This window comes from Streptomyces sp. TBY4, from assembly GCF_024213195.1.
Classification (GTDB): domain Bacteria; phylum Actinomycetota; class Actinomycetes; order Streptomycetales; family Streptomycetaceae; genus Streptomyces.
In genome coordinates, this window is the sequence record NZ_JANAVF010000001.1 from 276,428 (window position 1) to 297,892 (window position 21,465).

20 protein-coding genes and 2 pseudogenes are annotated in these 21,465 nt (G+C 72.5%); 12 read left to right on the forward strand and 10 right to left on the reverse strand.

The window, feature by feature from the left end:
• Position 1 precedes the first annotated feature (1 nt).
• From NLX94_RS01295 to NLX94_RS01315, 5 genes are all read left to right on the forward strand, one after another.
• Positions 2-2,116 carry an acetate--CoA ligase family protein gene (locus tag NLX94_RS01295; RefSeq protein WP_254380651.1) on the forward strand — a complete coding sequence of 705 codons (2,115 nt, stop codon included), beginning with the start codon at positions 2-4 and terminating at the stop codon, positions 2,114-2,116.
• 53 nt (positions 2,117-2,169) lie between these two features.
• The gene (locus NLX94_RS01300; protein ID WP_254380652.1) at positions 2,170-3,345 is read left to right on the forward strand and encodes an acyl-CoA dehydrogenase family protein; all 1,176 of its coding nucleotides are present in this window, start codon (positions 2,170-2,172) and stop codon (positions 3,343-3,345) included.
• A 61-nt stretch (positions 3,346-3,406) separates the two neighbouring features.
• Positions 3,407-4,582, forward strand: coding sequence for an acyl-CoA dehydrogenase family protein (locus NLX94_RS01305; RefSeq protein WP_254380653.1), 1,176 nt, complete (start codon positions 3,407-3,409; stop codon positions 4,580-4,582).
• Positions 4,583-4,649: 67 nt separating this feature from the next.
• The gene (locus NLX94_RS01310; protein WP_254380654.1) at positions 4,650-5,510 is read left to right on the forward strand and encodes a 3-hydroxybutyryl-CoA dehydrogenase; all 861 of its coding nucleotides are present in this window, start codon (positions 4,650-4,652) and stop codon (positions 5,508-5,510) included.
• Positions 5,511-5,655: 145 nt separating this feature from the next.
• Complete coding sequence (locus tag NLX94_RS01315) at positions 5,656-6,288, forward strand: TetR/AcrR family transcriptional regulator (RefSeq protein ID WP_254380655.1); 633 nt, start codon at positions 5,656-5,658, stop codon at positions 6,286-6,288.
• An 11-nt stretch (positions 6,289-6,299) separates the two neighbouring features.
• Here the strand turns inward: NLX94_RS01315 and NLX94_RS01320 are convergent, their stop codons facing one another.
• From NLX94_RS01320 to NLX94_RS01350, 7 genes and pseudogenes are all read right to left on the reverse strand, one after another.
• Entirely contained in the window at positions 6,300-7,703 is a 1,404-nt protein-coding gene (locus tag NLX94_RS01320) for a HAMP domain-containing sensor histidine kinase (RefSeq protein ID WP_254380656.1), read from the reverse strand.
• Positions 7,700-8,434: a response regulator transcription factor gene (locus NLX94_RS01325; protein WP_254380657.1), complete on the reverse strand. Its 735-nt coding sequence runs from the start codon at positions 8,432-8,434 to the stop codon at positions 7,700-7,702. Before NLX94_RS01325 ends, NLX94_RS01320 begins: the two co-directional genes overlap by 4 nt.
• 511 nt (positions 8,435-8,945) lie before the next feature.
• A pseudogene (locus NLX94_RS01330) lies at positions 8,946-9,677 on the reverse strand (cytochrome c biogenesis CcdA family protein); the annotation flags it as partial.
• Entirely contained in the window at positions 9,674-10,294 is a 621-nt protein-coding gene (locus tag NLX94_RS01335; protein WP_254380658.1) for a TlpA disulfide reductase family protein, read from the reverse strand. The pseudogene NLX94_RS01330 and the gene NLX94_RS01335, both read right to left, overlap by 4 nt.
• Positions 10,291-11,031: a thioredoxin family protein gene (locus NLX94_RS01340; RefSeq protein WP_254380659.1), complete on the reverse strand. Its 741-nt coding sequence runs from the start codon at positions 11,029-11,031 to the stop codon at positions 10,291-10,293. The genes NLX94_RS01335 and NLX94_RS01340 overlap by 4 nt, the downstream gene beginning before the upstream one ends.
• A 267-nt stretch (positions 11,032-11,298) precedes the next feature.
• Entirely contained in the window at positions 11,299-11,862 is a 564-nt protein-coding gene (locus NLX94_RS01345; RefSeq protein WP_254380660.1) for a hypothetical protein, read from the reverse strand.
• A gap of 149 nt (positions 11,863-12,011) precedes the next feature.
• On the reverse strand, positions 12,012-12,890 hold the full coding sequence (locus NLX94_RS01350; RefSeq protein ID WP_254380661.1) for a CAP domain-containing protein: 879 nt from the start codon (positions 12,888-12,890) through the stop codon (positions 12,012-12,014).
• A 198-nt stretch (positions 12,891-13,088) separates the two neighbouring features.
• On the opposite strand from NLX94_RS01350, the gene NLX94_RS01355 reads away from it, so the two are divergent.
• Positions 13,089-14,456: a pyridoxal-dependent decarboxylase gene (locus tag NLX94_RS01355; RefSeq protein ID WP_254380662.1), complete on the forward strand. Its 1,368-nt coding sequence runs from the start codon at positions 13,089-13,091 to the stop codon at positions 14,454-14,456.
• A 28-nt stretch (positions 14,457-14,484) separates the two neighbouring features.
• On the opposite strand, the gene NLX94_RS01360 is transcribed toward NLX94_RS01355, so the two are convergent.
• Genes NLX94_RS01360 through NLX94_RS01370 form a run of 3 tightly spaced genes read right to left on the reverse strand, consistent with a single transcriptional unit; the run spans position 14,485 to position 18,601 of the window.
• On the reverse strand, positions 14,485-15,399 hold the full coding sequence (locus tag NLX94_RS01360; RefSeq protein ID WP_254380663.1) for a DUF4436 family protein: 915 nt from the start codon (positions 15,397-15,399) through the stop codon (positions 14,485-14,487).
• A gap of 40 nt (positions 15,400-15,439) precedes the next feature.
• Complete coding sequence (locus NLX94_RS01365) at positions 15,440-17,035, reverse strand: alpha/beta fold hydrolase (RefSeq protein WP_254380664.1); 1,596 nt, start codon at positions 17,033-17,035, stop codon at positions 15,440-15,442.
• A 12-nt stretch (positions 17,036-17,047) separates the two neighbouring features.
• Positions 17,048-18,601: an alpha/beta hydrolase gene (locus NLX94_RS01370; protein ID WP_254380665.1), complete on the reverse strand. Its 1,554-nt coding sequence runs from the start codon at positions 18,599-18,601 to the stop codon at positions 17,048-17,050.
• A 330-nt stretch (positions 18,602-18,931) separates the two neighbouring features.
• On the opposite strand from NLX94_RS01370, the gene NLX94_RS01375 reads away from it, so the two are divergent.
• From NLX94_RS01375 to NLX94_RS01400, 6 genes and pseudogenes are all read left to right on the forward strand, one after another.
• Complete coding sequence (locus tag NLX94_RS01375; RefSeq protein ID WP_254380666.1) at positions 18,932-20,002, forward strand: serine hydrolase domain-containing protein; 1,071 nt, start codon at positions 18,932-18,934, stop codon at positions 20,000-20,002.
• 101 nt (positions 20,003-20,103) lie between these two features.
• On the forward strand, positions 20,104-20,340 hold the full coding sequence (gene rpmB / locus NLX94_RS01380) for a 50S ribosomal protein L28 (protein ID WP_254380667.1): 237 nt from the start codon (positions 20,104-20,106) through the stop codon (positions 20,338-20,340).
• Positions 20,340-20,642 (forward strand): annotated as a pseudogene (rpsN, locus tag NLX94_RS01385) (30S ribosomal protein S14); the annotation flags it as partial. The gene rpmB and the pseudogene rpsN, both read left to right, overlap by 1 nt.
• Before the next feature lie 142 nt (positions 20,643-20,784).
• Positions 20,785-20,952: a 50S ribosomal protein L32 gene (gene rpmF / locus NLX94_RS01390; protein ID WP_254380668.1), complete on the forward strand. Its 168-nt coding sequence runs from the start codon at positions 20,785-20,787 to the stop codon at positions 20,950-20,952.
• A gap of 59 nt (positions 20,953-21,011) precedes the next feature.
• Positions 21,012-21,176: a 50S ribosomal protein L33 gene (gene rpmG / locus NLX94_RS01395; RefSeq protein WP_018553596.1), complete on the forward strand. Its 165-nt coding sequence runs from the start codon at positions 21,012-21,014 to the stop codon at positions 21,174-21,176.
• Between the two features lie 36 nt (positions 21,177-21,212).
• Positions 21,213-21,461 (forward strand): type B 50S ribosomal protein L31, encoded by a 249-nt coding sequence (locus tag NLX94_RS01400; RefSeq protein ID WP_254380669.1) that lies wholly within the window; start codon positions 21,213-21,215, stop codon positions 21,459-21,461.
• The last annotated feature ends 4 nt before the right edge of the window (positions 21,462-21,465 follow it).

Sequence of the window (21,465 nt, forward strand, 5' to 3'; positions counted from 1 at the left end):
CATGGGACGCGATCTGACGGCACTCTTCGACCCGCGCTCGGTCGCCGTGGTCGGCGCCAGCGACGACCCGGCGAAGTACGGCCACGCGGTGGCCTCCCAGGCGCTCCGCGCCGAGGGCCGGCGCCCGGTGCACCTGGTGAACCGGCGCGGCGGCACCGTACTCGGCAGACCCGCGGCCCCGTCCCTCGCCGCGATCGGCGAGCCCGTCGAGCTGGTGGTGATCTCCGTCCCCGGCAGCGGCTTCGAGGCCGCCGTGGAAGACGCCCTGGCCTGCGGGGCGAAGGCGATCGTCGGCATCACCGCCGGCTTCGCCGAGGCCGGCCCGGAGGGAGCCGCCCGCCAGCGCGCGGTCGTCGCCCGGGTCCGGGAGGCCGGAGCCGTGCTCGTCGGGCCCAACTGCCTGGGCATCGCCGACAACACGACCGAGCTGTACCTCGCCTCGGACCGTTTCGCACCCGGTGGCACCGCCCTGCTGAGCCAGAGCGGCAACCTCGCCCTCGAACTCCAACTGCGGGGCGCTCCGCACGGCCTGGGCTTCTCCCGGTTCGTCTCCCTCGGCAACCAGGCCGACGTCACCCTCGTGGACCTCGTCGAGGACTGCGCCCGGCACGAGGCCACCACGGCGATCGCCGTCTACGCCGAGGACTTCGGCGACGGCAGGGCCTTCGCCCGGGCCGCCGCCGCGGCGGGCAAGCCGGTGGTGCTGCTCACCGCCGGGCGCGGCTCCGCTTCCGCCCGCAGCGCCATGTCGCACACCGGGGCGCTCACCACCCCGGCCGGTGTCGTGGCCGCCGCCTGCCGTGACGCGGGGGTGGAACTCGTGCGCACGCCCAGGGAGATGACCGTCGTCCTGGCCGCCGTGAGCAGCCGCTCCGGGCCCCGTACGGGAGGACGCCGGACCGCGGTCTTCACCGACGGCGGCGGCCACGGGGCGATCGCGGCCGACGCCGCCGAGGACGCCGGGCTCGAGGTGCCGGAGCTCGCCGCCGCGACCCAGGACCGGCTGCGGTCCGTGCTGTGGGCGCAGTCCGCGACCGGCAATCCGGTCGACCTGGCGGGGATGGGCGAGCAGCAGCCCCTCTCCTACTCCGACACGGTCCGGGAACTCCTGGCCGCCGAGGAGGTCGACGCGGTCCTGATGACGGGCTACTTCGGCGGGTACGCCGCCTCCGAGGGCGGCCTGGGCGGCGGCGGGCAGGCGGGCGGCTCCGTGCTCGCGGAGGGGGAGACCCGGGCCGCCGAGAAGATCGTCGCCCACCTCGCCGAATCACCGAAGCCCCTGGTGGTGCAGTCGATGTATCCCGGGTCGCCGAGCTGCCGGGTGCTGGCCGAGGCGGGGATACCGGTGTTCGCCGCCACCGAGGACGCCGCCCGCGCGCTGGCCGCGATGACCGGCCGGCCGACGGGCTCGGCACCAAAGCTGCCCGGGATCCCCGAAGCCCCTGAAACCCCCGCGATCCCCGAGCTGCCCGCCGCCGCCCCGCCCCTGCGGGACCCGGGGTACCACCGGGTGCGCGCCCTGCTCGGCGCCGCCGGCGTGCCCTTCCCCGAGGCCCGTGAGGTCACCGACGAGGCCGGAGTACTGGCCGCGGCCTCCGAGTTCGAGGGCCCGTACGTCCTGAAGGCCCTGCACCTCCTGCACAAGTCCGACGCGGGCGGTGTGGCGCTGGGTCTGGCCGACCGGGAGGCGCTCCTCGCCGCCTACCGGGACATGCGGGCCCGGCTCGGCGCCGGCTCGTACTCGGTAGAGGCGATGGCGGACCTCTCCGACGGCATCGAGCTGATCGTGGGCGTGAACCACGACCCCCGCTTCGGGCCGGTGGCCATGGTCGGGCTCGGCGGGGTCCTCACCGAGACCCTGCGCGACGTGGCCTTCGCACTGGCGCCCGTACCGGCGCGGCAGGCAGAGGAGCTGCTGCGGGGGCTGCGGACCGCCGCCCTGCTCACGGGTGTCCGCGGCCGGCCCGCCGTCGACGTGGCCGCCGCGGCCGCCGTGATCGAACGCATCACGACGGTGGCGGCCGCGCATCCGGAGATCGCCGAGCTGGAGGTCAACCCGCTGCTGGTCCGCCCGGACGGCGCCCTGGCCCTGGACGCGCGGGCCGTCCTGGGCTGACCCCTTCGCGCCCTCGCCCACCTCAAGATCCCCTCTCTTCCACGGAGCGACCCATGGACTTCCGCTACACGCCCGAGCAGGCCGACCTCAAGGCCCGCGCCGCCGCCTACGCACACCTCCTGATGGGGTACGAGGAGCAGTCCGAGGAGGCGGGAGGCCCGCTGCCCGCCGAGACGGTCCGCGAACTGACCCGGGCCGCCATGGACGCCGGGGTCTACGCGATCAACATGCCCGCCGCCTGGGGCGGCGCCGGCCTGTCCCTGCTGGACCAGGTCATCGTCGAGGAGGAGTTCGGCAAGGTCACCAACTGCCTCTGGGACATCCCCTGGCGGCCCGCGAACGTCCTGGCCCACGGCACCGAGGCGCAGCGCGAGAAGTACCTCCTGCCCGTCATCCGGGGCGAGCGGTTCGACGCCTTCGCGGTCACCGAGCCCGGTGCGGGCTCGGACCCCGGCTCGTGCACGAGCACGGCGACCCGTACGGAGGGCGGCTGGCTCCTCAACGGCGAGAAGTGGTTCGTGACCTGCGGTGACATCGCCGACTTCCTGCTGGTGCAGGCCGATGCGGGCCCGGAGCGGGCCGCGACCCTGTTCTTCGTGGACAGGGCGGCGCCGGGCGTCGAGATGACGCGGGTTCCGCGGTTCATGCACTCCGCGGTGAACGGGCACCCCGAGTTCACCTTCACCGATGTCTTCGTCGCCGACGAGGACGTGCTCGGAGGGATCGGCAACGGCTACGAGCTGACGAAGGAGTGGTTCACCGACGAGCGGCTGATGATCGCCGCCCGGACCGTCGGGGCGGCGGAGCGGGCCCTGGAACTCGCCCGCGACTGGGCGGTCCGGCGCCGCCAGTTCGGCTCCCCCATCGCCGACTTCCAGCTCATCCAGGGCATGCTCGCCGACTGCGCCGTGGACATCGCCGTCAACCGCGCCTACACCCACCAGGTCGCCTGGGAGGCCGACCAGCCGCACACCGACCCCAAGACCCTGCACGCCAAGGCCTCGACGGCGAAGCTCGCCGCGAGCGAGGCCGCGGGGCGGGTCATCGACCGGTGCGTGCAGATCTTCGGGGGCCGCGGCTACGACCGCTCGTACCCCGTCGAGCGGATGTACCGCGAACTGCGCGTCGACCGCATCTGGGAGGGCACCTCCGAGATCCAGCGGCTGATCATCGCCAACGAGCTGATCAAGCGGGGTACGCGGGCACTCGCGCTGCCCGGCCACTCCTGACGGGCCCCGTCCCCGAAAACCCGCCCCACCCCATCCCCACGATCACGAGGACGAACACGACATGGACTTCCGCCTCACCGCCCGCCAGGAAGAACTCCGCGACGCGGCACGCTCCCTCACCGGGTTCATCATGAAGTACGAGCTCGACTGCGAGGAGAACAACGGCCTCCCCCCGCACGCCCACACCGAGATCCGCGACGCCGTCCTCGACAGCGGCCTCCAGGCCGTCAACATGCCCACGGAGTGGGGCGGCGCCGGCCTGAGCATCCTGGAGCAGGTCACCGTCCAGGCCGAGCTCGGGCGGCTCACCGGCGCCCTGTGGGACATGGTGTGGCGTCCGGCCAACGCCCTGTCCTTCTGCACCCCGGAGCAGCGCGAGCGGTACCTCGTCCCGGTGATCCGGGGACAGCGCCGCGACTGCTACGCGGTGAGCGAGCCCGAGGCCGGCTCCGACCCGCAGAGCCTGCGGACCACGGCCACGCGCACCGTGGACGGCGGCTGGGTGCTGAACGGCGAGAAGTGGTTCGTCACCGTCGGCGACCACGCGGACTTCATGATCGTGCTCGCGGCCGCCGGGGAGGAGGGGGCACCGACCCTGTTCCTGGTCGACAAGGACACCCCGGGCATCGAGATGACCCGCGTGCCCCGCTGGATGCACACCTTCGTCTACGAGCACCCCGAGTTCACCTTCACCGACGTCCGCCTGCCGGCGGACTCCGTGCTCGGGGAGGTGGGCAACGGCTACGACATCACCCGCTCCTGGTTCACCGAGGAACGGCTGATGATCGCCGCGCGCACGATCGGAGCGGCGGAGCGGGCCCTCGAACTCGCCCGCGACTGGGCCGTCGAACGCCGCCAGTTCGGCTCCCCCATCGCCGACTTCCAGCTCATCCAGGGCATGCTCGCCGACTGCGCCGTGGACATCGCCGTCAACCGCGCCTACACCCACCAGGTCGCCTGGGAGGCCGACGAGGGCTCCCTCGACCGCAAGACGCTGCACGCGAAGGCCGCCATCGCCAAGCTGTCGGCGAGCGAGGCCTCCGGCCGGGTCATCGACCGCTGCCTGCAGATCTTCGGCGGCCGCGGCTACGACCGCTCGTACCCCGTCGAGCGGCTCTACCGCGAACTGCGCGTGGACCGCATCTGGGAGGGCACCTCCGAGATCCAGCGCCTCATCGTCGCGGGCGAACTCGTCAAGCGCGGTACGGGAGTGCTGCAGATGCCGTCCTCGGTGTGACCCGACCGCCGCCGCGTCCCGTCCGTACGAGAACCGTACGGACGGGGCCGAACACGAAGGAGAACCGATGACCGATGTCGAACGCGTCGGGATCGTGGGGTGCGGTCTGATGGGCTCCGGGATCGCCGAGGTCTGCGCCCGCGCCGGGCGGGACGTGGTGGTGGCGGAGACGAGCCGGAGCGCCGCGGACGCCGGCCTGGAGCGGATCGTCCGCTCCCTGGCCCGCGCCGCGGCCGCCGGAAAGCTGACCGACGCCGAACGGGACGCGGCGGCGGGCCGGATCTCCCTGACCACGGACATGGACCGGATGGCCGACCGGGACCTCGTCGTCGAAGCGGTGGCCGAGGACGAATCGGCGAAGCTGGCGGTCTTCGCCCGGCTCGACCGGATCGTCGAACGCCGGGACGCGGTCCTCGCGACGAACACCTCCTCCATCCCGGTCATCCGGCTGGCGGCGGCCACGTCGCGGCCTGAGCAGGTCGTCGGCCTCCACTTCTTCAACCCCGTCCCGGTGCTTCCGCTGGTGGAGCTGGTGCCCTCCCTGCTGACCTCCGAGGAGACCGTCCGCCGGGCGCGGGAGTTCGCCTCGGACGCGCTGGGCAAGCAGGTCGTACGCGCCGAGGACCGGGCCGGCTTCGTGGTGAACGCGCTCCTCGTTCCGTACCTGCTGGCCGCCGTACGGATGGCCCAGTCGCGGACCGCCTCGGCCGCGGACATCGACCGGGGCATGACCCTGGGGTGTTCGCACCCGCTCGGGCCGCTGGCCCTGGCCGACCTCATCGGGCTGGACACCGTCCAGGCGATCGCCCGCTCGATGTACGCGGAGTACCGGGAACCGCTGTACGCACCACCGCCCCTGCTGGCCCGGATGGTGGACGCGGGGCTGCTCGGCCGCAAGACCGGCCGGGGCTTCCACACCTATTCCTGAGCCGCATTCCGGACCGGGGTCCCCGGCGCGACCGAACTCCGGACGTCCCATGCGCGAGGATGGGGGTCCGGCGGGCGGGGCCGCCGGGGCCCTTCCACCCACCCACGCACCCGTCCGACGGGTGCCGACACGGGGAGCAGCCCACGTGACCAAGGCCGAACAGGCACTCGAAACGCGCGAGCGCATCCTCACGGCCGCGTGCGAAGTGATCGCCGACATCGGTTTCGAGCACGTCAGCATGCGCAAGGTCGCCGAGGCCGCCGGGGTCTCCAAGGCCCTGCTCCACTACCACTTCGACACCCGCGAGAAGCTCTTCGCCGAGGCGATGACGCACTCCTTCGCCAAGACCGGCACGGACACCGGCAGCGAGGACGACGCGCTGCCGGCCACCGTCGTCCTGGCCCGGATCGTACGGAGCATGCTGCCCACGGACGCGGAGCTCCGTCAGGACTGGAAGCTCTGGCAGGAGCTGTGGGTACGTGCTCTGCGCGACAGCACGGCCCGGCACCTCGCCGTCGACCTGTACGACCAACTGCACGCGTGGGTCACCGGAGTCGTGGAACGGGGCATCGCGTCGGGAGAGTTCACCGACTGCGACGTCGCCGAGGTCGGCAGGCTGGTGCTGGCCCTGTGCGACGGCCTCGGCAACCGCCTGATGCTGGAGGACCCCCGGCTCGACCTCGCCACGGCCCAGTCGACGATCTGGCGGGCGATCGCGCCGGCCCTCGGGATCGCCCCCGAGTTCCCCGAGGTCGCCCCGGGGGTGCCGGCGCTCTGAGAGCGCGGCCCTCACCGGGTGCGCGGCCATCCCGTACGCCGTCGGGAGGCACGCGGCCCGCGCCGGGACGGCTGGGGCGCCGCCAGACCGAAGACCACGGTGATGCGGGCGCCGCCCCGGGGCCCGCGGCCGATGCGCACCGAGCCGCCGGTGACGGACCCGGCCCTGCGGGCGATGTCGAGGCCGAGGCCCGAGGAGCCGGTGCTGCTTCCGCGGGAGAGGGCCTGGTCCGGTTCGGGGATGCCCGGACCGGCGTCCTCCACGACCAGTTCCACGGCCTGGGCGGTCCGGGCGACCCGCACCGCGAAGGGGGTACCGGGCGGGGTGTGGCGGAAGACGTTGCCGATGAGCGCGTCCACCACGGCGGCGACGTCGTCCTCGGAGAGGCCGACGGCCGCGGGCTCCTGGGTGAGGTCGAGGGAGCAGGGACGGTTCTGCTGCTCCGCCAGGACCGCCCAGAAAGCGGTCCGGCTGCGCACGACGTCCGCCGCCTCGCAGCGCGGCCCGTCCGCTCCCGGAGGCGCGGCCCGGTGCGCCGTACCGGCTTCCGGTTCGAGCATGCCCTGCCCCATCGGTCCCACGGCGAGCGGGGTGCGGGCCGCGGTGATGATGGCCCGGAGTTCCGTTTCCAGGGCGCACACGGCGGCCTCGACCCTGGCCGACTCCGGTGAGCCGGCCATGCGTTCCGTGGCCAGGTGCAGGGCCGTCAGCGGGGTGCGCAGCCGGTGGGACAGGTCGGCGACCAGTTCGCGTTCGACGGCGAGCAGTTCGGTCATCCGGTGGGCCATGGTGTTGAAGGCGATGCCCGCCTCGCGCAGTTCCCTGGGGCCCATGGGGTCCACGCGGGCGTCCAGATTGCCCTGGCCCAGGGCCTGGGAGGCGCGGGCGAGCCGCTTGGAGGACCTGACGACCTTGGCGCCGAGGCGGTCGGCGACCAGGACGGAACCGCAGACCAGTCCGACGGCGAGGAGGGCCATGACCGTCCAGGAGGCCGTGACCCCGCGGGTCAGCTCCTGTTCGGGGACGAAGTTCTCGATGACGGCGACCTGGTCGACGGGCAGGACCACCGGCTGCAGGCAGATCCAGCCGCCGGGAACCCGTTCGGATATGGACTCCCGCCCCTGCTGGGCCCGTTCGAGCAGGGCCGCGGGGGCGCGGGACGAGCCGAGGGCCGGGGCGTCCGGCAGGTGGAGGACCACGTAATCGGACTCGTCCAGACTGGCCGCGGATTCCCGCAGGGCGGACGGATCCGTGGTCAGGGTCAGTACGGGGGCCAGGGCGGCGGCCCGCTGCTCGGCCGCGGTGATGCTCTGCTCCTTGACGAGCGACATCACCAGGGCGGCCAGCGGTATGAGGAAGGAGAGGGCGACCATGGAGGTGACGGCGAGCGCCACTCCGGCCAGGGAGCGTCTCACCGCGGCGCCACCAGCTTGATGCCGACGCCGCGGACGGTCAGCAGGTAGCGCGGGGCGGCCGCGCGTTCGCCGAGCTTGCGGCGCAGCGAGGACAGGTGCACGTCGACGGTCTGGTCGTCCACGTAGGGCTCGCGCCAGACCTCGGTCAGCAGCCGCCGTTTGGAGACGACCTGGCCGGTGTGGTGGGCGAGGAAGGCCAGGAGGTCGAACTCGCGGCGGGTGAGCCGCAGCTCGCGGCCGGCCAGGTGCGCGGTGCGGGCCCCGGGGTCCACCGCCAGCTCGCCCACGGTGGTGGGGCGCAGCGGTTCGGCCGCCGCCGCCGGCATCGGACCCCGGGCGCCGTGCGCCGCCGCATGGGCGGGCGGCACATGGCTGGTGCGCCGCAGGACGGCGGAGAGGCGTGCGACGAGCTGTCCCCCGGAGAAGGGTTTGACCAGGTAGTCGTCGGCGCCCGCGTTGAGCAGCCGGATGATCTCCGCCTCGTCGTCGCGGGCGGTGGCCACCAGCACGGGAACGGAGGAGATGCCCCGGATCATGCGCAGTGCGTCCCCTCCGTCCAGATCGGGCAGCCCCAGGTCGAGGACGACCGCGTCGACGGGCGACTGGGTGACCTCGCGCAGGGCGCCGAACCCGTCGCCCGCGCTGCGTACGGCATAGCCGTGCTCCGCCAGGACTTCGATGAGTGACTGGCGGATGCTGGGGTCGTCTTCGACGACCAGGACGCTCGGCATGGGCACACCTTAGGTGAACGCTCGTTCTGCTGGTCCACCCCTACCGGTCCCCGAAGACCGGGCCCTCGTCGGTGACGCGCAGGTGGACGGGACGGTCGGACACCGGAATGGTGCAGCCCTCCTCCGAGCTGCAGCTCGCGTACCCGAGCAGTACGGTCCCGTCCCCGTTGCCGTCCAGGCGGACGGGCAGGGTGGTGGTGACGGGCCCGTCCGGGTAGACGGGGACCGGGGCGCCGACGCCGGGCACGCTGATGGTCCGTACCTCCGCCGCGGCCGTCAGCTGCCCGTCCGCCCGCAGGACGCCGGTGACCCCCATCGAGGTCGGTCGGCCCACGCCCTCGATCCCCGTGGCGGGCAGCTCGGTGCTGTAGAGGTGGAACCCCTTCTCCTCGGGGGTGAAGACCGCCGTCAGGGTGGCCCGCGGCGGCTTCCAGTCCGAGACGGAGAGGGTCACGGTGACCCCGTTCTCGGTGAAGCGCGTCGTGGGCGCGGAGCCGGTCCGGTCGGCCGTGGTGGACTCCGCGCTCCACAGCTGGAGCCGGTACACCAGGTCGTTCCACACTCCGGTGGCCAGCAGCACGCCGACGAGGACGAGCATGCCGCCGCCGGTCCGCAGCACCCACTGGTAGTGCCGCTTGACCAGGCCGAAGGCGCCCAGGGCCCGGCGGAAGGCCAGGGCGGCGAGGACGAACGGCAGGCCCAGCCCGAGGCAGTACGCCGCCATCAGCAGGGCCCCGCGGGCCGCGCTCGCCTCGCTCCACGCCAGGGCCTGTACGGCGGCCAGCGTCGGGCCGATGCAGGGGGTCCACCCGACCGCGAACACCGCCCCCAGCAGCGGCGCGCCCGCCAGGCCGAGCACGGGCCGCCGGTGGCTGCGGAACTCCCGCTGCGCGAAGCCAGGCAGGAACCCCATGAAGGACAGCCCCATGAGCACGGTGAACCCGCCGAGCACCCGGGTGACCACCTCCTGGTGGTCCAGCAGGGTGCGGCCGACGTACCCGAACAGGGCGCCGCCGGAGACCAGTACGGCCGTGAAACCCAGGACGAACAGCAGCGCGCCGGCCGCCATGCGGCCGCGCCGCCCACCCCGGGCATCCACCAAGTCGGACACCGACAGGCTGGTCACGTAGCTCAGGTAGCCCGGCACGAGCGGGAGGACGCACGGCGAGAGGAAGGAGACGAGCCCCGCGAAGAACGCCACGGGGAAGGTGACGGCCGCCGCCGCGGCGGCGAGCGCCGTCATGACGGCTCCTGCGCGACGCGGTTGAGCAGGGGCTTCAGTTCTTCGTCCGTGACCGCTCCCCCGATGCTGACGGCGATCCGGCCGCGGCGGTCGATCACCAGCGTCGAGGGGATGGTCTGCGGGTTGAGGAGCGCGGGCGGGAAGCGGAGCAGGAGCTCGCCGGTGGGATCGTGCAGGCTGGGGAATTCCAGCCCGTGCGCGCGGACGAAGGAGCGCGCCGCCGCACGGTCCCGGTCGCGGGTGTTGATCCCGAGGAACCGGACGCCCTGCTCCCGGGTCTGCCCGCTGAGCCGCGCGAGGTCGTCGGCCTCCGCACGGCAGGGCCCGCACCACGATCCCCAGACGTTGAGGACGAGGACCTGGCCCCGGAACTCGGCGAGGCCGACCGGCTTTCCGTCCAGGTCTGCGCCGGACAGCTCGGGTGCCTGCGGTCTGAGGCCGGGGTCCACGACCTCGGCATCGGCCGCGGCCACGGCGCTCCCCGGGCCGGACGGCTCTCCCCGACCGCCGTCACCGCCGCCGGGGGAGGCCGCGCCCGCAGCGGCGTAGAGGCACCCGGCGAGCGCCACCGCGAGCCCGGCACCGGTCAGGGTGCGGAGCGGGACCGCGCGTCTCATGACGCCCACTGGCGGAGGAAGGAGCCGATGCCGGCCGCGGTCAGGGCCGGATTGCCGGTGACGTGCGTGTCGGTGCGCACCGTGCCGGAGGGCGAGACCACAACGAGGACGGGCATCTTGTACGTCCCGCCCGAGGGGCTGTACTTGCGCAGGAGGGCGGAGTTGGCGGAGCTGTTGCCGCCGATGTCCACCTTGACCAGGTGGTACGAGGCTCCGAGGAGTGCTGCCGTCTGCGGCTGGGCGAACACCTTGTCGGCAGCCTTGCAGTTGCCGCACCAGTTGGCGCCGAAGTCGAGCAGCACCATCCTCCCGTCGGCCTTGGCCGCGCGCAGCGCCTCGTCGATGAGCTTCTGCGCGTCGGCCGAACTGTCGTAGCCGGGACCGGGTATCCGGGCCGCCGGGGCGGGCGCGGCGGAGGTGCGGGACGGCTTGGGGGCGGGCTGGGCGGCCTGGGCGCGCGAGGGGGTGGGTGAGGCGCCGGCCGGCGTACCGGCCGGAGCGGACCCGGACGCGGACACGGAGGCCGACGGCGGCGGCGTGACGGACGCGGTCGGGGACGCCTCGGCGGACGGGGACAGCGTGCCCGCCGGAAGACCCTGCGACGGCTGTCCGGCCGTCGCCGGCCCGGCGGCACCGGTGGTCTGGGCGGAGGGCCCGCACGCGGCGGTCAGCCCGGCGGCGATCACGGCCGCCGTCACCAGGGTCGTACGGCGGATCGTACGGACGGGTCGGAGCATGCGAGAAGTCATGGCGAAGACACCCCAGGGCACGGTTCGGAATACGACTGCGGGAAGCGAGCGAAGGCTCGACGGGGCGCCGGGGCAGTCCTGCCCGGGCGCCGAAGGCCGCTCGGCTGACGCGAGCATAGGACCGTCGGGGGCCGCCGGAACCGGCTGGACGCGATCTTGAGGTTCCCCTAAGGAACCGCTCACCTTCCGCTCCACCGGAGCTCAGGAGGGCCGAGGTTCAGGGGTTCTCGGGGGCGGGGGTTCAGAGTTCGGTCGTCACAAGGACGTCTCGCGCACGCTGGCCCTCGCCGACGGGTTGATCGTCACCGTGATGACCGAGCGGTGGTTGGCGCTGCTGAACGTGACGACCAGGGTGTCGTCCGCGGTCTGCGAGGTGCCCGTCTTGAAACCCCGGCCGGGTACCGCGGAGATCAGGCACACGCCGCGGCTGCCGTAGCGCACGGTGACCTTGCCGCCCTCCGAGGGCACGGTGTGCAGGCCGAATCCGCCCCCTTCGCAGTCGACTCGCCGCGGAGGCGCTGTCGTCCGGGGCGTTCCCGTCGGGGCCTTCGCGGACGTGGGCGTCGAGGCCGGGGGTGAGGGCCGCTCGGTCGCGGAGGGCGAAGCGCCGGGTGTGGCGCTCGGGGACGGTGCGCTCGGCGACTGGCCCTGCGACGCCTGCCAGGCCGGCGGAGTGTCGATGACCATGGGGGCGGACCGCGCGACGGGAGGCGTATGCCGGGTCGAACCCACCACGAACTGGACCGTGGCGAGCACGGCGGTCACGCTGGCGGCGGTGCACGACAGCCATATGAGCAGGTAGCGCGGAATTCTGGGCACGGCCCCATAGTGGCCGACCCGCCGGCCCGCCCGTCACCGCCTCCCCCGTAGGACGGACCGCGGCCGGAGCCCGGGAGTCCGGCCCCGGGAACGCCGATGTCCTCCTGGCCCGCGTACGGGGCCAGGAGGACGTGTGCCAGCAACAATCCTTACCTCGGCGTTCCGAAGTTCTGCGTCCACCAGGGGCCGCCGTCGCCCTTGTGGAAGCCTATGCCGATCTCCTTGAACCCGCAGTTGAGGATGTTGGCCTTGTGGCCGGGGCTGTTCATCCACGCCTTCATGACCGCGGCGGCGTCCGCCTGGCCCCTGGCTATGTTCTCGCCGAGGCCGGACCAGCGGTATCCGGCGGCTTCCACGCGGGTGGTCATGGTGGAACCGTCGGGTCCGGTGTGGGACATGACGCCGCTACGGGCCATCGTGTCGCTGTACGCCCGCGCCGCGGCGCTCAGCTTGGAGTTCGCGGCCAGTGCACCGCACCCGGCCGCGGCCCGCTCCTTGTTGACCAGGGACAGGACCGCGGACTCCACGCCGGACGCACCGGAGGACCCACCCGAACCGCCCGAACCGCCTGAACCACCCGACCCGCCCGAACCTCCGGAGGAGCCGCCGGAACCGCCGCCGGTGCTCGCGGCCGGCGTACGGGCCGGAGGCGCGGGCTTGGCGGCCGAGGCCGATGCGGCGGGGCTCGGGCCGCTCGCGGTCGCCGCCTTGGCGGGGGCGGCGGACTCGGAGGCACCCGCGGCGGGCGAGGAGGACGGCATCGCGCCCGTCGCCGACTCGGAGACGGCGGAGAGCGTGGGTGCGGGCGCGGAGGGGCCGCCCGTCGACTCCGCGGGACCGGAGCCCACCGCCCCGGAATCCGGCCCGCCGGCCCGGGCCCGTACGCCCTCGTCGGAGTCGGCCACCGCGACCCCGACCGCCACGGCCGCGGCCGCCGTGGTGAGGGACAGCACGATGCGCGTGCGCACCGTCTTCTTCCGGCGCGCCTCGACGCGGGACGGAGTTCCGGGGGTTCGACTGCGGCTCATGCCTGTGACACCTCTCGGCGGAAAGGACGGACGAGCCCCCGAGCCTAGGCTGATGACCAGCGAAAACAGCGCCCAGGAGGCGTTCTTCAGAGTCCCCTAAGGAAGCCCGCAGATTCGGCACAGGAAGGGGGGCGGGGAGGCCCTGCCCGTCCCCCCGGCCGCTTGCGGGGTGGCGGCTCCCGGCGCATAGTCCGAGGTATGGACGCGCGCGAGGCAGCGCTGCGACAGGCACACGGCCATGCCCTCCGCTGGCTGGCGAGCCTGGAAGACCGCCGGGTTCCGGCCCGCGCTTCGGTCGAGGAGATCGTGCGCGCACTCGGCCCGGAACTGCCCGGGGGTCCGAGCCCTCCCGCCGATGTGGTCGACCTGCTCGCGACGGCCTGCGAGCCGGGACTCACCGCGTTCCCCAGCGGCCGCTTCTACGGGTTCGTGGTCGGTGGCACCGAACCGGCCGCGCTCGCCGCGGACTGGCTGGTCAGCGCCTGGGACCAGAACTCCGTCATGCGCGCCGCCTCGCCCGCGTACGCGGCGGTGGAGGAGGTCGCCGCCGCGTGGCTGCTGGATCTGCTCGGCCTGCCGGACGGCAGCGCCGTCGGTTTCACCACGGGCGCCACGATGGCCAACTTCACCTGCCTCGCCGCCGGGCGCGACGCGGTGCTGCGGCGCGCCGGCTGGAACGTGGCCCGCGACGGGCTGACCGGCGGACCGGCCGTACGCGTCCTCGCGGGCGAGGACCGCCACATGGCCGTCGACCTGGCGCTTCGCTACCTGGGACTCGGGCAGCCCGAACTGGTGGCGGCGGACGGGCAAGGGCGCATCGAACCCGCGGCCCTGCGCGACGCCCTGGCGTCCGGCGGGCAGCGCCCCACGCTCGTGGTCCTGCAGGCCGGCGACATCCACTCCGGGGCCTTCGATCCCTTCACCGAGACGATCGGAGCCGCGCGCGAGGCGGACGCGTGGGTGCACGTCGACGGCGCGTTCGGACTGTGGGCCGCCTGCTCCCCCTCGTACGCCCATCTGACGGCGGGCTGCGCGGACGCCGACTCCTGGGCGACGGACGCCCACAAGACCCTGAACGTCCCGTACGACTGCGGACTCGCCGTCGTGCGCGATCCGTCCGCGGTCCGGGCGGCGATGGGTCTGCGCGGCGACTACCTCATCCAGCACGAGCAGGGCGACCCCATCGACAAGGTCCCCGAACTCTCGCGGCGCGGACGGGCCTTCACCGTGTGGGCGGCGCTCAGGTCCCTCGGCCGGTCGGGCGTGGCCGAACTCGTCGAGCGCCTGTGCCGGCACGCCGCCGCGTTCGCCGCCGGCATCGCGCGCACGGAGGGCGCGAGCGTCCTCAATGACGTGGTGTTCACCCAGGTCTGCGCCGAGTTCGGCGACGACGCGCGCACGGAGCGGGTCCTCGCCCGGCTGCTCGACGACGGCACGACGTGGATCAGCGGCTCCACCTGGCGCGGGCGCCGCGTGATGCGCATCTCGGTGAGCAACTGGTCGACGACCGACGAGGACGTGGCGCGCGCACTCGACGCGATCCGGCGCGCCTGCGCGGATGCGTGACGCGTGACGCGGTGGAGCGGTGGCGCCTTCAGGTGGGAGGGGTCTCGTCCTGCTGGAGGGCGCTGCGGACGCCGGTGACGACCACGGCGATCAGGCAGAGGGCGATGACGGTCTCGGCCCACAGAAAGGCGAACCAGTCCAGCACGCAGCCGATCGGGGGTGTGCCGGGGGCGTTGTTGCGGAAGGCCGAGAGGGCGAACAGGGTGGCGGCCATCCAGCCGAGGGCGGCCCAGACCAGGCCTTCCCTGCGGGTGGTCACGTACCAGGCTCCGATGACCACGGATGCCGCCAGCGCCCACATCACGATCATCATGAAGACCGCGAAGACGAGGAGGCTGCCCGATCGGGCCAGGCCCAGCGCCAGGCCCGCGCCGGCCGCGGCGGCAGCCTCCTGACCGGCGGGGGCGGGGGTCGCGGAGACCGAGAAGAGCGTGTCGTTGTTGGAGAACAGCATCCGCACCGGCACCTGCTTGCCGTCCACCTGTGCCCAGAACTCGACGTCGGTCTCGTAGGTGTCGAACGGGTAGTCGCTGATCGAGCCGTTCGTGAGCGCGACCTGCACGTCCCTGATCGTGATCCGCTCGTGCGCCGTGAACTCCAGGTCGCCCAGGGTCTGCGCCGAGGTCTGGAGGACGAGATCACCTGCCGGAGCGGTCCCGCCCTCCTCGCCCAGTGCCCCGCGCGGGGTGACGCGGACCCGCAGGGCCAGCTCCCTGGCCTTGGCGTCGACCTGCTGGACGTCGGCCTCCACGTCCACCCGGTCGGCGGCCTGGGAGCCCACGGTGTGGACCGTGTCCACCGCCTGCCGCTCGGTGAACTGGAGCCACGACCCCACGGCCACCGCCACCAGGATCAGGACGGCGAGCGGAAGCAGGACCGGCAGCAGCGAGGCCCTCCGGCCCGCCGGGCGGGCCGGGTGACGCGGGTCCCAGGTGGGGGCCATGGCGACTCCGTGGGGACGGGCGCGGCTTCAGAGCGCGGCTTCAGGGCGCGGTCTTGAACTCCGGCGCCTCGAGGCTCTTCACGCAGTCGGTCTTCGCCGCGTCCGGGTTGTCGAAGAACGAGACGGCGATGTCCTGCGCGCACTTGGAGGTGGCGAACACCACGTGCGGCTCGTAGGGGATCGTGACGACGGTGGCCTTGCTCAGCGTGCGGGCCACGTACGGTCCGTTGGCCGCCCCGGTCTGGGCGTCGATCGAGCCGGACAGGGCGAGCGTGGGGATGCCGCCGGACGTGACGTCCCTGACCGAGGGGTCGGCCGCGGGGACCTTCCAGACGTCGCAGTCGTCATGGAGGAAGGGCAGCTGCGGTGCCTGGGCCTGCACCGAACGCGGGAACGACGGGAACTCCTTCTGCCCGGCCTGGACCGCCGCGTCCTTGCTCTCGAAGGGCGTCCACTCGCTGCAGAAGACGCCGTACCCGAGACCGTGCGAGGTCACGCCGATGCCTTTGGGGTTGGTCCTCCAGCCCGCCCACTGCTGGGCGACCGGCTGCGGGTTGCCGTTGGCCAGCTCGTGGAGGGCGTAGGGCACGCTCTCCACCGTGTGGGTGGCGCTGGCCAGCCAGGTCACGAGGGTTCCGCCGTCGATCACGACCTTGACCGGGTTCTCGTTGCCGGGGACGGTCACGGTGGTGGTCACCGGCTTGGCTTCGAGGTCGCTGACGAGCTTCTCGAAAGTGGCCGAGATGTTCGGATAGCGCTCGTTGCAGGCCGGCTGGTCGGCGCAGGCCTTGAACAGGCCGTCCGTGCCCTCCCGGAAGCTGGCCCAGGAGTCGGCGGAGCGCGCCTTGGACGGGGGCAGGATGCCGTCGAGGCCGACCGAGCGGACCCCCTCGGGGTGCAGGTGCATGGAGATCAGCGCCAGGTGGGTGCCGTAGGAGATGGCGTACAGGTTCCACTGCTCGACGCCCAGCGCCTTGCGCAGGTCGGCGTAGTCGGCGGAGCTCTCGGCGTCGTTGTAGGCGCTGAGGTCGGCCCCGCCGTCCGCCAGCTTGTCGCGGCAGTCCTTCGTGGCCTCGACGTGCAGGCGCCCGGTGGAGGCGGCGTCGAAGGGGAGCTCGACCCGTGCGTTGAACTCGTCGATGTTGGGGCAGAGGAGGGCCGGGTCGGCCGAGTACGTACCGCGCTGGGACATGAAGATCACGTCACGGTCGCGGTTCAGGCCGCCGTCGATCGCCATCTTCGCCTCGCCCACGGCGTCGTCCCCGGGTCCGCCCGCGAGCCAGACGATGGGGTCGGGTTTCGGGGTGGCGGCCTCGGCGGCCACGATCGCGACTCCGAGCTCGATCGTCCTGCCGCTCGGGGCGGTGCGGTTCTCGGGCACGGTGAGCTTTCCGCAGCGGGCGCCCTCCAGCTCCTCGATCGGTTCCACCGTCCTGGGGCAGGGGCCCGGTTCGTAGCGGGCGTCGCCCACCGTCCGGGCCACCGTGCCGATCGGCCCTCCGGTGCCGTCGTCGGTGCGGGCCTGGGCGGGGGCGGTGAGGAGGCCGGTGACGAGGATGCCGGTCGCCATGCCGGCGGACGTGGCCAGGAGTCGTCGCGTGGTGCGCCGACGACGGGGCGCTTGGTGGACGGTCATCTGCCCTCCCGGCTATTTCGGGATGATCGTGAACGGCTGCGGCTCGAGACCGTCCACGCAACGGGTGTCGGGCGCGGTCGGGCGGGCCAGGAACGAGGCCAGCACGCTTTGCGCGCACGGCGACTGCGGGACCACCCAGTGGCCGATTCCGGGAACCAGCACGGAGGTCGAGCGGGAGAGGTTGTCGGCCACGCCCTTCGCCCAGCTCGCCCCGGTCTTCACGTCGAACGTGCCGGAGACCACGAGCGCCGGCACCGAGCTGTACGTGGGCACCCGTTGGACGGACGCACGGTCCGGAACGTCCCAGACGCCGCACACCGGGTACTGGAAGGGCAGCTGCGGAGGCTGGGCCAAGACCGTGTCGGGCCATCCGGGGTAGGCCTTCTGCCCCGCCTTCAGCACATCGGACTCGGTGTACCCAGGGGCCCATTCGGCGCATGCGATCGAGTTCGTCAGGCCGTGCGCGAACTCGCCGGTCTTCTGCACCGAACCGCCCGCGCGGGCCTGCGCGAAGCGCTCCGGGTTCCCCCTGGCGAGTTCGTCGAGCGCCGCCGGAATGTCCTTGGGCCGGGGCGTGAAGGCGACGATCAGGTTCAGCAGGGCGCCGCCGTCGAGAACGGTCCTGACCGGCTCCCCACCGCCCTTCGGTGTGACGTTCAACGTCAGCGGCTGCGCCTCCAGCTTCTTGACCTGTTCCGTCAGCAGGCCGGGCAGGTCCGGGTACCGGTCCTTGCAGGCGGGCTGGGCCGCACACGCCGCGAAGATGTTGCGGATTCCCTCGGCGGTGCTGCCCCAGGTCCACGGCAGGGTCACGTACTGGGAGGGCGCGATCGAGTCGATCGCCACCGCGCGGATCCCTTCGGGGTGCAGCCGCAGGTACGTCAGGGCCAGGTTGCTGCCGTACGAGTACCCGTAGACGTTCCACTGCGCGATGCCCAGGGCACTGCGCAGATCGGCGAAATCGGCGGCGTTCTCGGTGCTGTTGTAGGCGCCCAGGTCGACGCCTTCGGCCACCAGACGGGCCCGGCAGTCCGTCACCGCCTTCAGCATGATCTGCTCCGCCTGCTGCGCGTCGTAGCCCAGGCCCACGGCCTGCTCGTTGAACCGGTCGACTTCGGGGCAGGCGAGGTTCGGCTGGTCGTAGAGGTTGCCGCGCTGCGCCATGACGATCAGATCGCGGTCCTTGTTCAGGCCGGAGTCGACGAGGAAGGGAATGTCGTCGATCGTGTCGGCGCCGGGGCCGCCCGCCATGAACACGACGGGGTCCGCGGCGGGTTCGTCCGAGGCGGCCGGGATCGTCGCGACGGCCAGCTTGATGGTGCGGCTGTCGGGGCGGGAGCGGTTCTCGGGGACTTCGAGGAACCCGCACTTCGCGTCGCTCAGCGCTTCGATCGGCTCGGGCGGCTTCGGGCAGGGACCGGGCACGAACCGGGAGGAGCCCGCCGGGCTGGGCTGCGCCATGGTCAGCGCTTCCGCCGATGCGGCGCCACCGGGAGCGGAGCCGAGTGCTGCCAGGCAGACCAGAGCCGCCCCGGCACTCACAACGGGGATTCTGTGCTTCGGCATGTGACTCGTTCCTCTGCCGACAGGCGGCTGCCCTGCCGGGCCGGGCCGCGGCGGTTGGGTGGAACGCACCAGTTCCACGCTACTCCCCCGCGCCCGCGCCCGCCCGCGGAGCTGTCACACCCCGTGACCAGGGCCGTACACGGAGCCGCTCCCGTCCCCCGTGCACCCCGTCGGACCACCGGGTAGCGTTGAAGTGGAATACGTCCGCCCGCATCGCCTCATAGCCGCACCGCCGCCGCACCGCCGAGCCAACCTCGTTCCGCTCAAGGAAAGAAGGTGGTCTCCGTGAACCGGATGGCATGGTTGCGCACAGCCGGAGGCGCCGTTGCCGTGGCCGTACTGACCGGAGTCGCAGGGCCGCAGGCCTACGCGACCGGGGCCGTGACCGCAACCGGCGACGACAGGGAGAAGCGCAGCGCGGCCGTTCTCCAAGCACTGGTGCCCTCCCAGGACGGCCCGGGCTGTGCGGCAGCCGTCGGTGAACGCGGAAACGTCGTCTGGGAGGCGGGTCGGGGCAAGGCCGATCTGGCGACCGGGCGCGCCATCACCCCCGAGACCGTCTTCGACATGGCGTCCAACTCCAAGCAATTCACGGCGGACGCCGCACTGTTGCTCGCGGGCCGGAACCAACTCGCCCTGACGGACCCCCTGTCCGACTACCTCGACGACCCGCCCGCCTGGGCTCGGGACGTCACCCTGAGCGACCTGATGCGTCACACCAGCGGCATCACCGACTACCAGGACCTGCTGGAGGCCAAGGGCATCGAGGTGACGGATCCGGCCGGCCAGCAGGAGGCGATCGCGGCCATCGTCGCCTCGCAGCCGGAGCAGCCGCCGGGCAAGGCCTTCTCCTACTCCAACTCCAACTACGTCCTCCTGGCCCATGCCATCGAGAAGGTCACCGGCAAACCCTTCCCCGCCTTCCTCCAGGAGGAGTTCTTCACCCCGCTGAAGCTGCGCATGAAGCTGTCTCCGGCGGTTGACGTTCCCGGAAAGGCGAAGTCGTACGACGAGAAGGACGGCGCCTTCACCCCCAACTCCTCTCCCTGGAAGCAGTACGGGGACGGCTCGGTCCAATCCACCCCCGGGGAGTTCGTCCGCTGGGCCGACAACTACCGCACGGGCCGCGTCGGCGGAACGGAACTGCTCACCGGGGTCACGGAGGGCGCGGTGAGCGTGGGCGACGTCCTGCGCGCACGCGGAGTCCCGGAAGGGCACTACGGCGCCGGAATCCTCGTCCTCCCCGACAAGAGCCTGGTCCACCGCGGCGACTGGGAGGGCTTCCACAGCACGTTCAAGGTGAGTCCCGACCGCGACACCGCCGTCACCGTCGTGTGCAACGGGGACTCCCCCGACCACTTCCGCGCCGCGAACCAGCTGCTGGACATCTGGACCGCCTGAAGATCCCGGGTGCGCGGGACCCCGCCAGACCATGGGGCTAGTATATGGATATGGTTTCCATTACCAATAAGCAGTGACAGAGAAAGGCAGGCCCCACACCCATGTCCGCCCACTGCCAACTGACCGGCGCCAAGCCCGGATTCGGCAACTCCATCTCCCACTCCCACCGGCGCACGTCACGCCGCTTCGACCCGAACATCCAGAGCAAGCGCTACTGGCTGCCCAGCGAGGGCCGCAACGTCCGGCTGACCCTGAGCGCCAAGGCGATCAAGACCGTGGACTCGATCGGCATCGAAGCGGCCGTGGCCCGGATCCGGGCGCGCGGGGGAAAGGTCTGATGGCGAAGAAGAGCAAGATCGCACGGAACGAGAAGCGGAAGGCGACCGTCGCGCGGTACGCCGCCCGGCGGGCCGAGCTGAAGGCGATCATCAGCAGCCCCGCATCCACGGACACCGACCGGCAGACCGCCACCTCCGAGCTGCGGCGACAGCCCCGCGACGCCAGCGCCACGCGCGTACGCAACCGCGACAGCGTGGACGGCCGCCCCCGCGGCTACCTGCGCACGTTCGGACTCTCCCGGATCCGCACCCGACAGCAGGCGCACGCCGGATTCCTCCCAGGAGTGACCAAATCCTCCTGGCGAGCCGGACCGGATGACATCGCAGCCGCGGCCGCACCCCGCCGCACACGCCGGCGGGGTGCCCCGGCCGCCTTATTGAAAACGGTGGTCGTTTTCATATAAGCTCGCGGCGAGCACCTTCGACACCTCACAGGAGATCCCGATGGCCGTCCCCAAGCGGAAGCTGTCCCGCAGCAACACCCGCCACCGCCGCGCCCAGTGGAAGGCCACGACGCCGCAGCTCGTCCCCCTCACGGTCGACGGCTCCGTCCACCTGGTCCCGCAGCACCTGGTGAAGGCGTACGAACGCGGCCTCCTGCGCCCCGCCTGAGGCTCCGCACGGCGCAGCCACCCAGCTGAACATCAATTCCATCGACCCACCCCGAGGCCATGGCACGCAACGAAGTACGCCCGATCATCAAGCTCCGCTCGACCGCCGGCACCGGCTACACCTACGTCACCCGCAAGAACCGGCGCAACGACCCGGACCGGCTGGTGCTGCGCAAGTTCGACCCCGTCGTACGCCGGCACGTCGACTTCCGCGAAGAGCGCTGACCCTCCCCCTCCCTCTCCCCCAGAAGGACCCCGCCCATGAAGCCCGGAATCCACCCCGCCTACGGACCCGTCGTCTTCCGCGACAAGGCCGCCGACTTCGCCTTCCTCACCCGTTCCACCGCCACCAGTGACAAGACGGTCGACTGGGAGGACGGCAACACCTACCCCGTCATCGACGTCGAGATCTCCTCTCAGAGCCACCCCTTCTACACCGGCACCGCCCGCGTCCTGGACACCGCCGGCCGCGTCGAACGCTTCCAGCGCCGCTACGGGAGCACGGCGTGACCCT

Excerpts from the sequence above, each read along its gene's own strand:
- NLX94_RS01295 (WP_254380651.1), top strand. The coding sequence starts at position 2 with ATGGGACGCGATCTGACGGCACTCTTCGACCCGCGCTCGGTCGCCGTG.
- NLX94_RS01300 (WP_254380652.1), top strand. The coding sequence starts at position 2,170 with ATGGACTTCCGCTACACGCCCGAGCAGGCCGACCTCAAGGCCCGCGCC.
- NLX94_RS01305 (WP_254380653.1), top strand. The coding sequence starts at position 3,407 with ATGGACTTCCGCCTCACCGCCCGCCAGGAAGAACTCCGCGACGCGGCA.
- NLX94_RS01310 (WP_254380654.1), top strand. The coding sequence starts at position 4,650 with ATGACCGATGTCGAACGCGTCGGGATCGTGGGGTGCGGTCTGATGGGC.
- NLX94_RS01325 (WP_254380657.1), bottom strand. The coding sequence starts at position 8,434 with ATGCCGAGCGTCCTGGTCGTCGAAGACGACCCCAGCATCCGCCAGTCA.
- NLX94_RS01335 (WP_254380658.1), bottom strand. The coding sequence starts at position 10,294 with ATGAGACGCGCGGTCCCGCTCCGCACCCTGACCGGTGCCGGGCTCGCG.
- NLX94_RS01340 (WP_254380659.1), bottom strand. The coding sequence starts at position 11,031 with ATGCTCCGACCCGTCCGTACGATCCGCCGTACGACCCTGGTGACGGCG.
- NLX94_RS01350 (WP_254380661.1), bottom strand. The coding sequence starts at position 12,890 with ATGAGCCGCAGTCGAACCCCCGGAACTCCGTCCCGCGTCGAGGCGCGC.
- NLX94_RS01355 (WP_254380662.1), top strand. The coding sequence starts at position 13,089 with ATGGACGCGCGCGAGGCAGCGCTGCGACAGGCACACGGCCATGCCCTC.
- NLX94_RS01360 (WP_254380663.1), bottom strand. The coding sequence starts at position 15,399 with ATGGCCCCCACCTGGGACCCGCGTCACCCGGCCCGCCCGGCGGGCCGG.
- NLX94_RS01365 (WP_254380664.1), bottom strand. The coding sequence starts at position 17,035 with ATGACCGTCCACCAAGCGCCCCGTCGTCGGCGCACCACGCGACGACTC.
- NLX94_RS01370 (WP_254380665.1), bottom strand. The coding sequence starts at position 18,601 with ATGCCGAAGCACAGAATCCCCGTTGTGAGTGCCGGGGCGGCTCTGGTC.
- rpmB (WP_254380667.1), top strand. The coding sequence starts at position 20,104 with ATGTCCGCCCACTGCCAACTGACCGGCGCCAAGCCCGGATTCGGCAAC.
- rpmF (WP_254380668.1), top strand. The coding sequence starts at position 20,785 with ATGGCCGTCCCCAAGCGGAAGCTGTCCCGCAGCAACACCCGCCACCGC.
- rpmG (WP_018553596.1), top strand. The coding sequence starts at position 21,012 with ATGGCACGCAACGAAGTACGCCCGATCATCAAGCTCCGCTCGACCGCC.
- NLX94_RS01400 (WP_254380669.1), top strand. The coding sequence starts at position 21,213 with ATGAAGCCCGGAATCCACCCCGCCTACGGACCCGTCGTCTTCCGCGAC.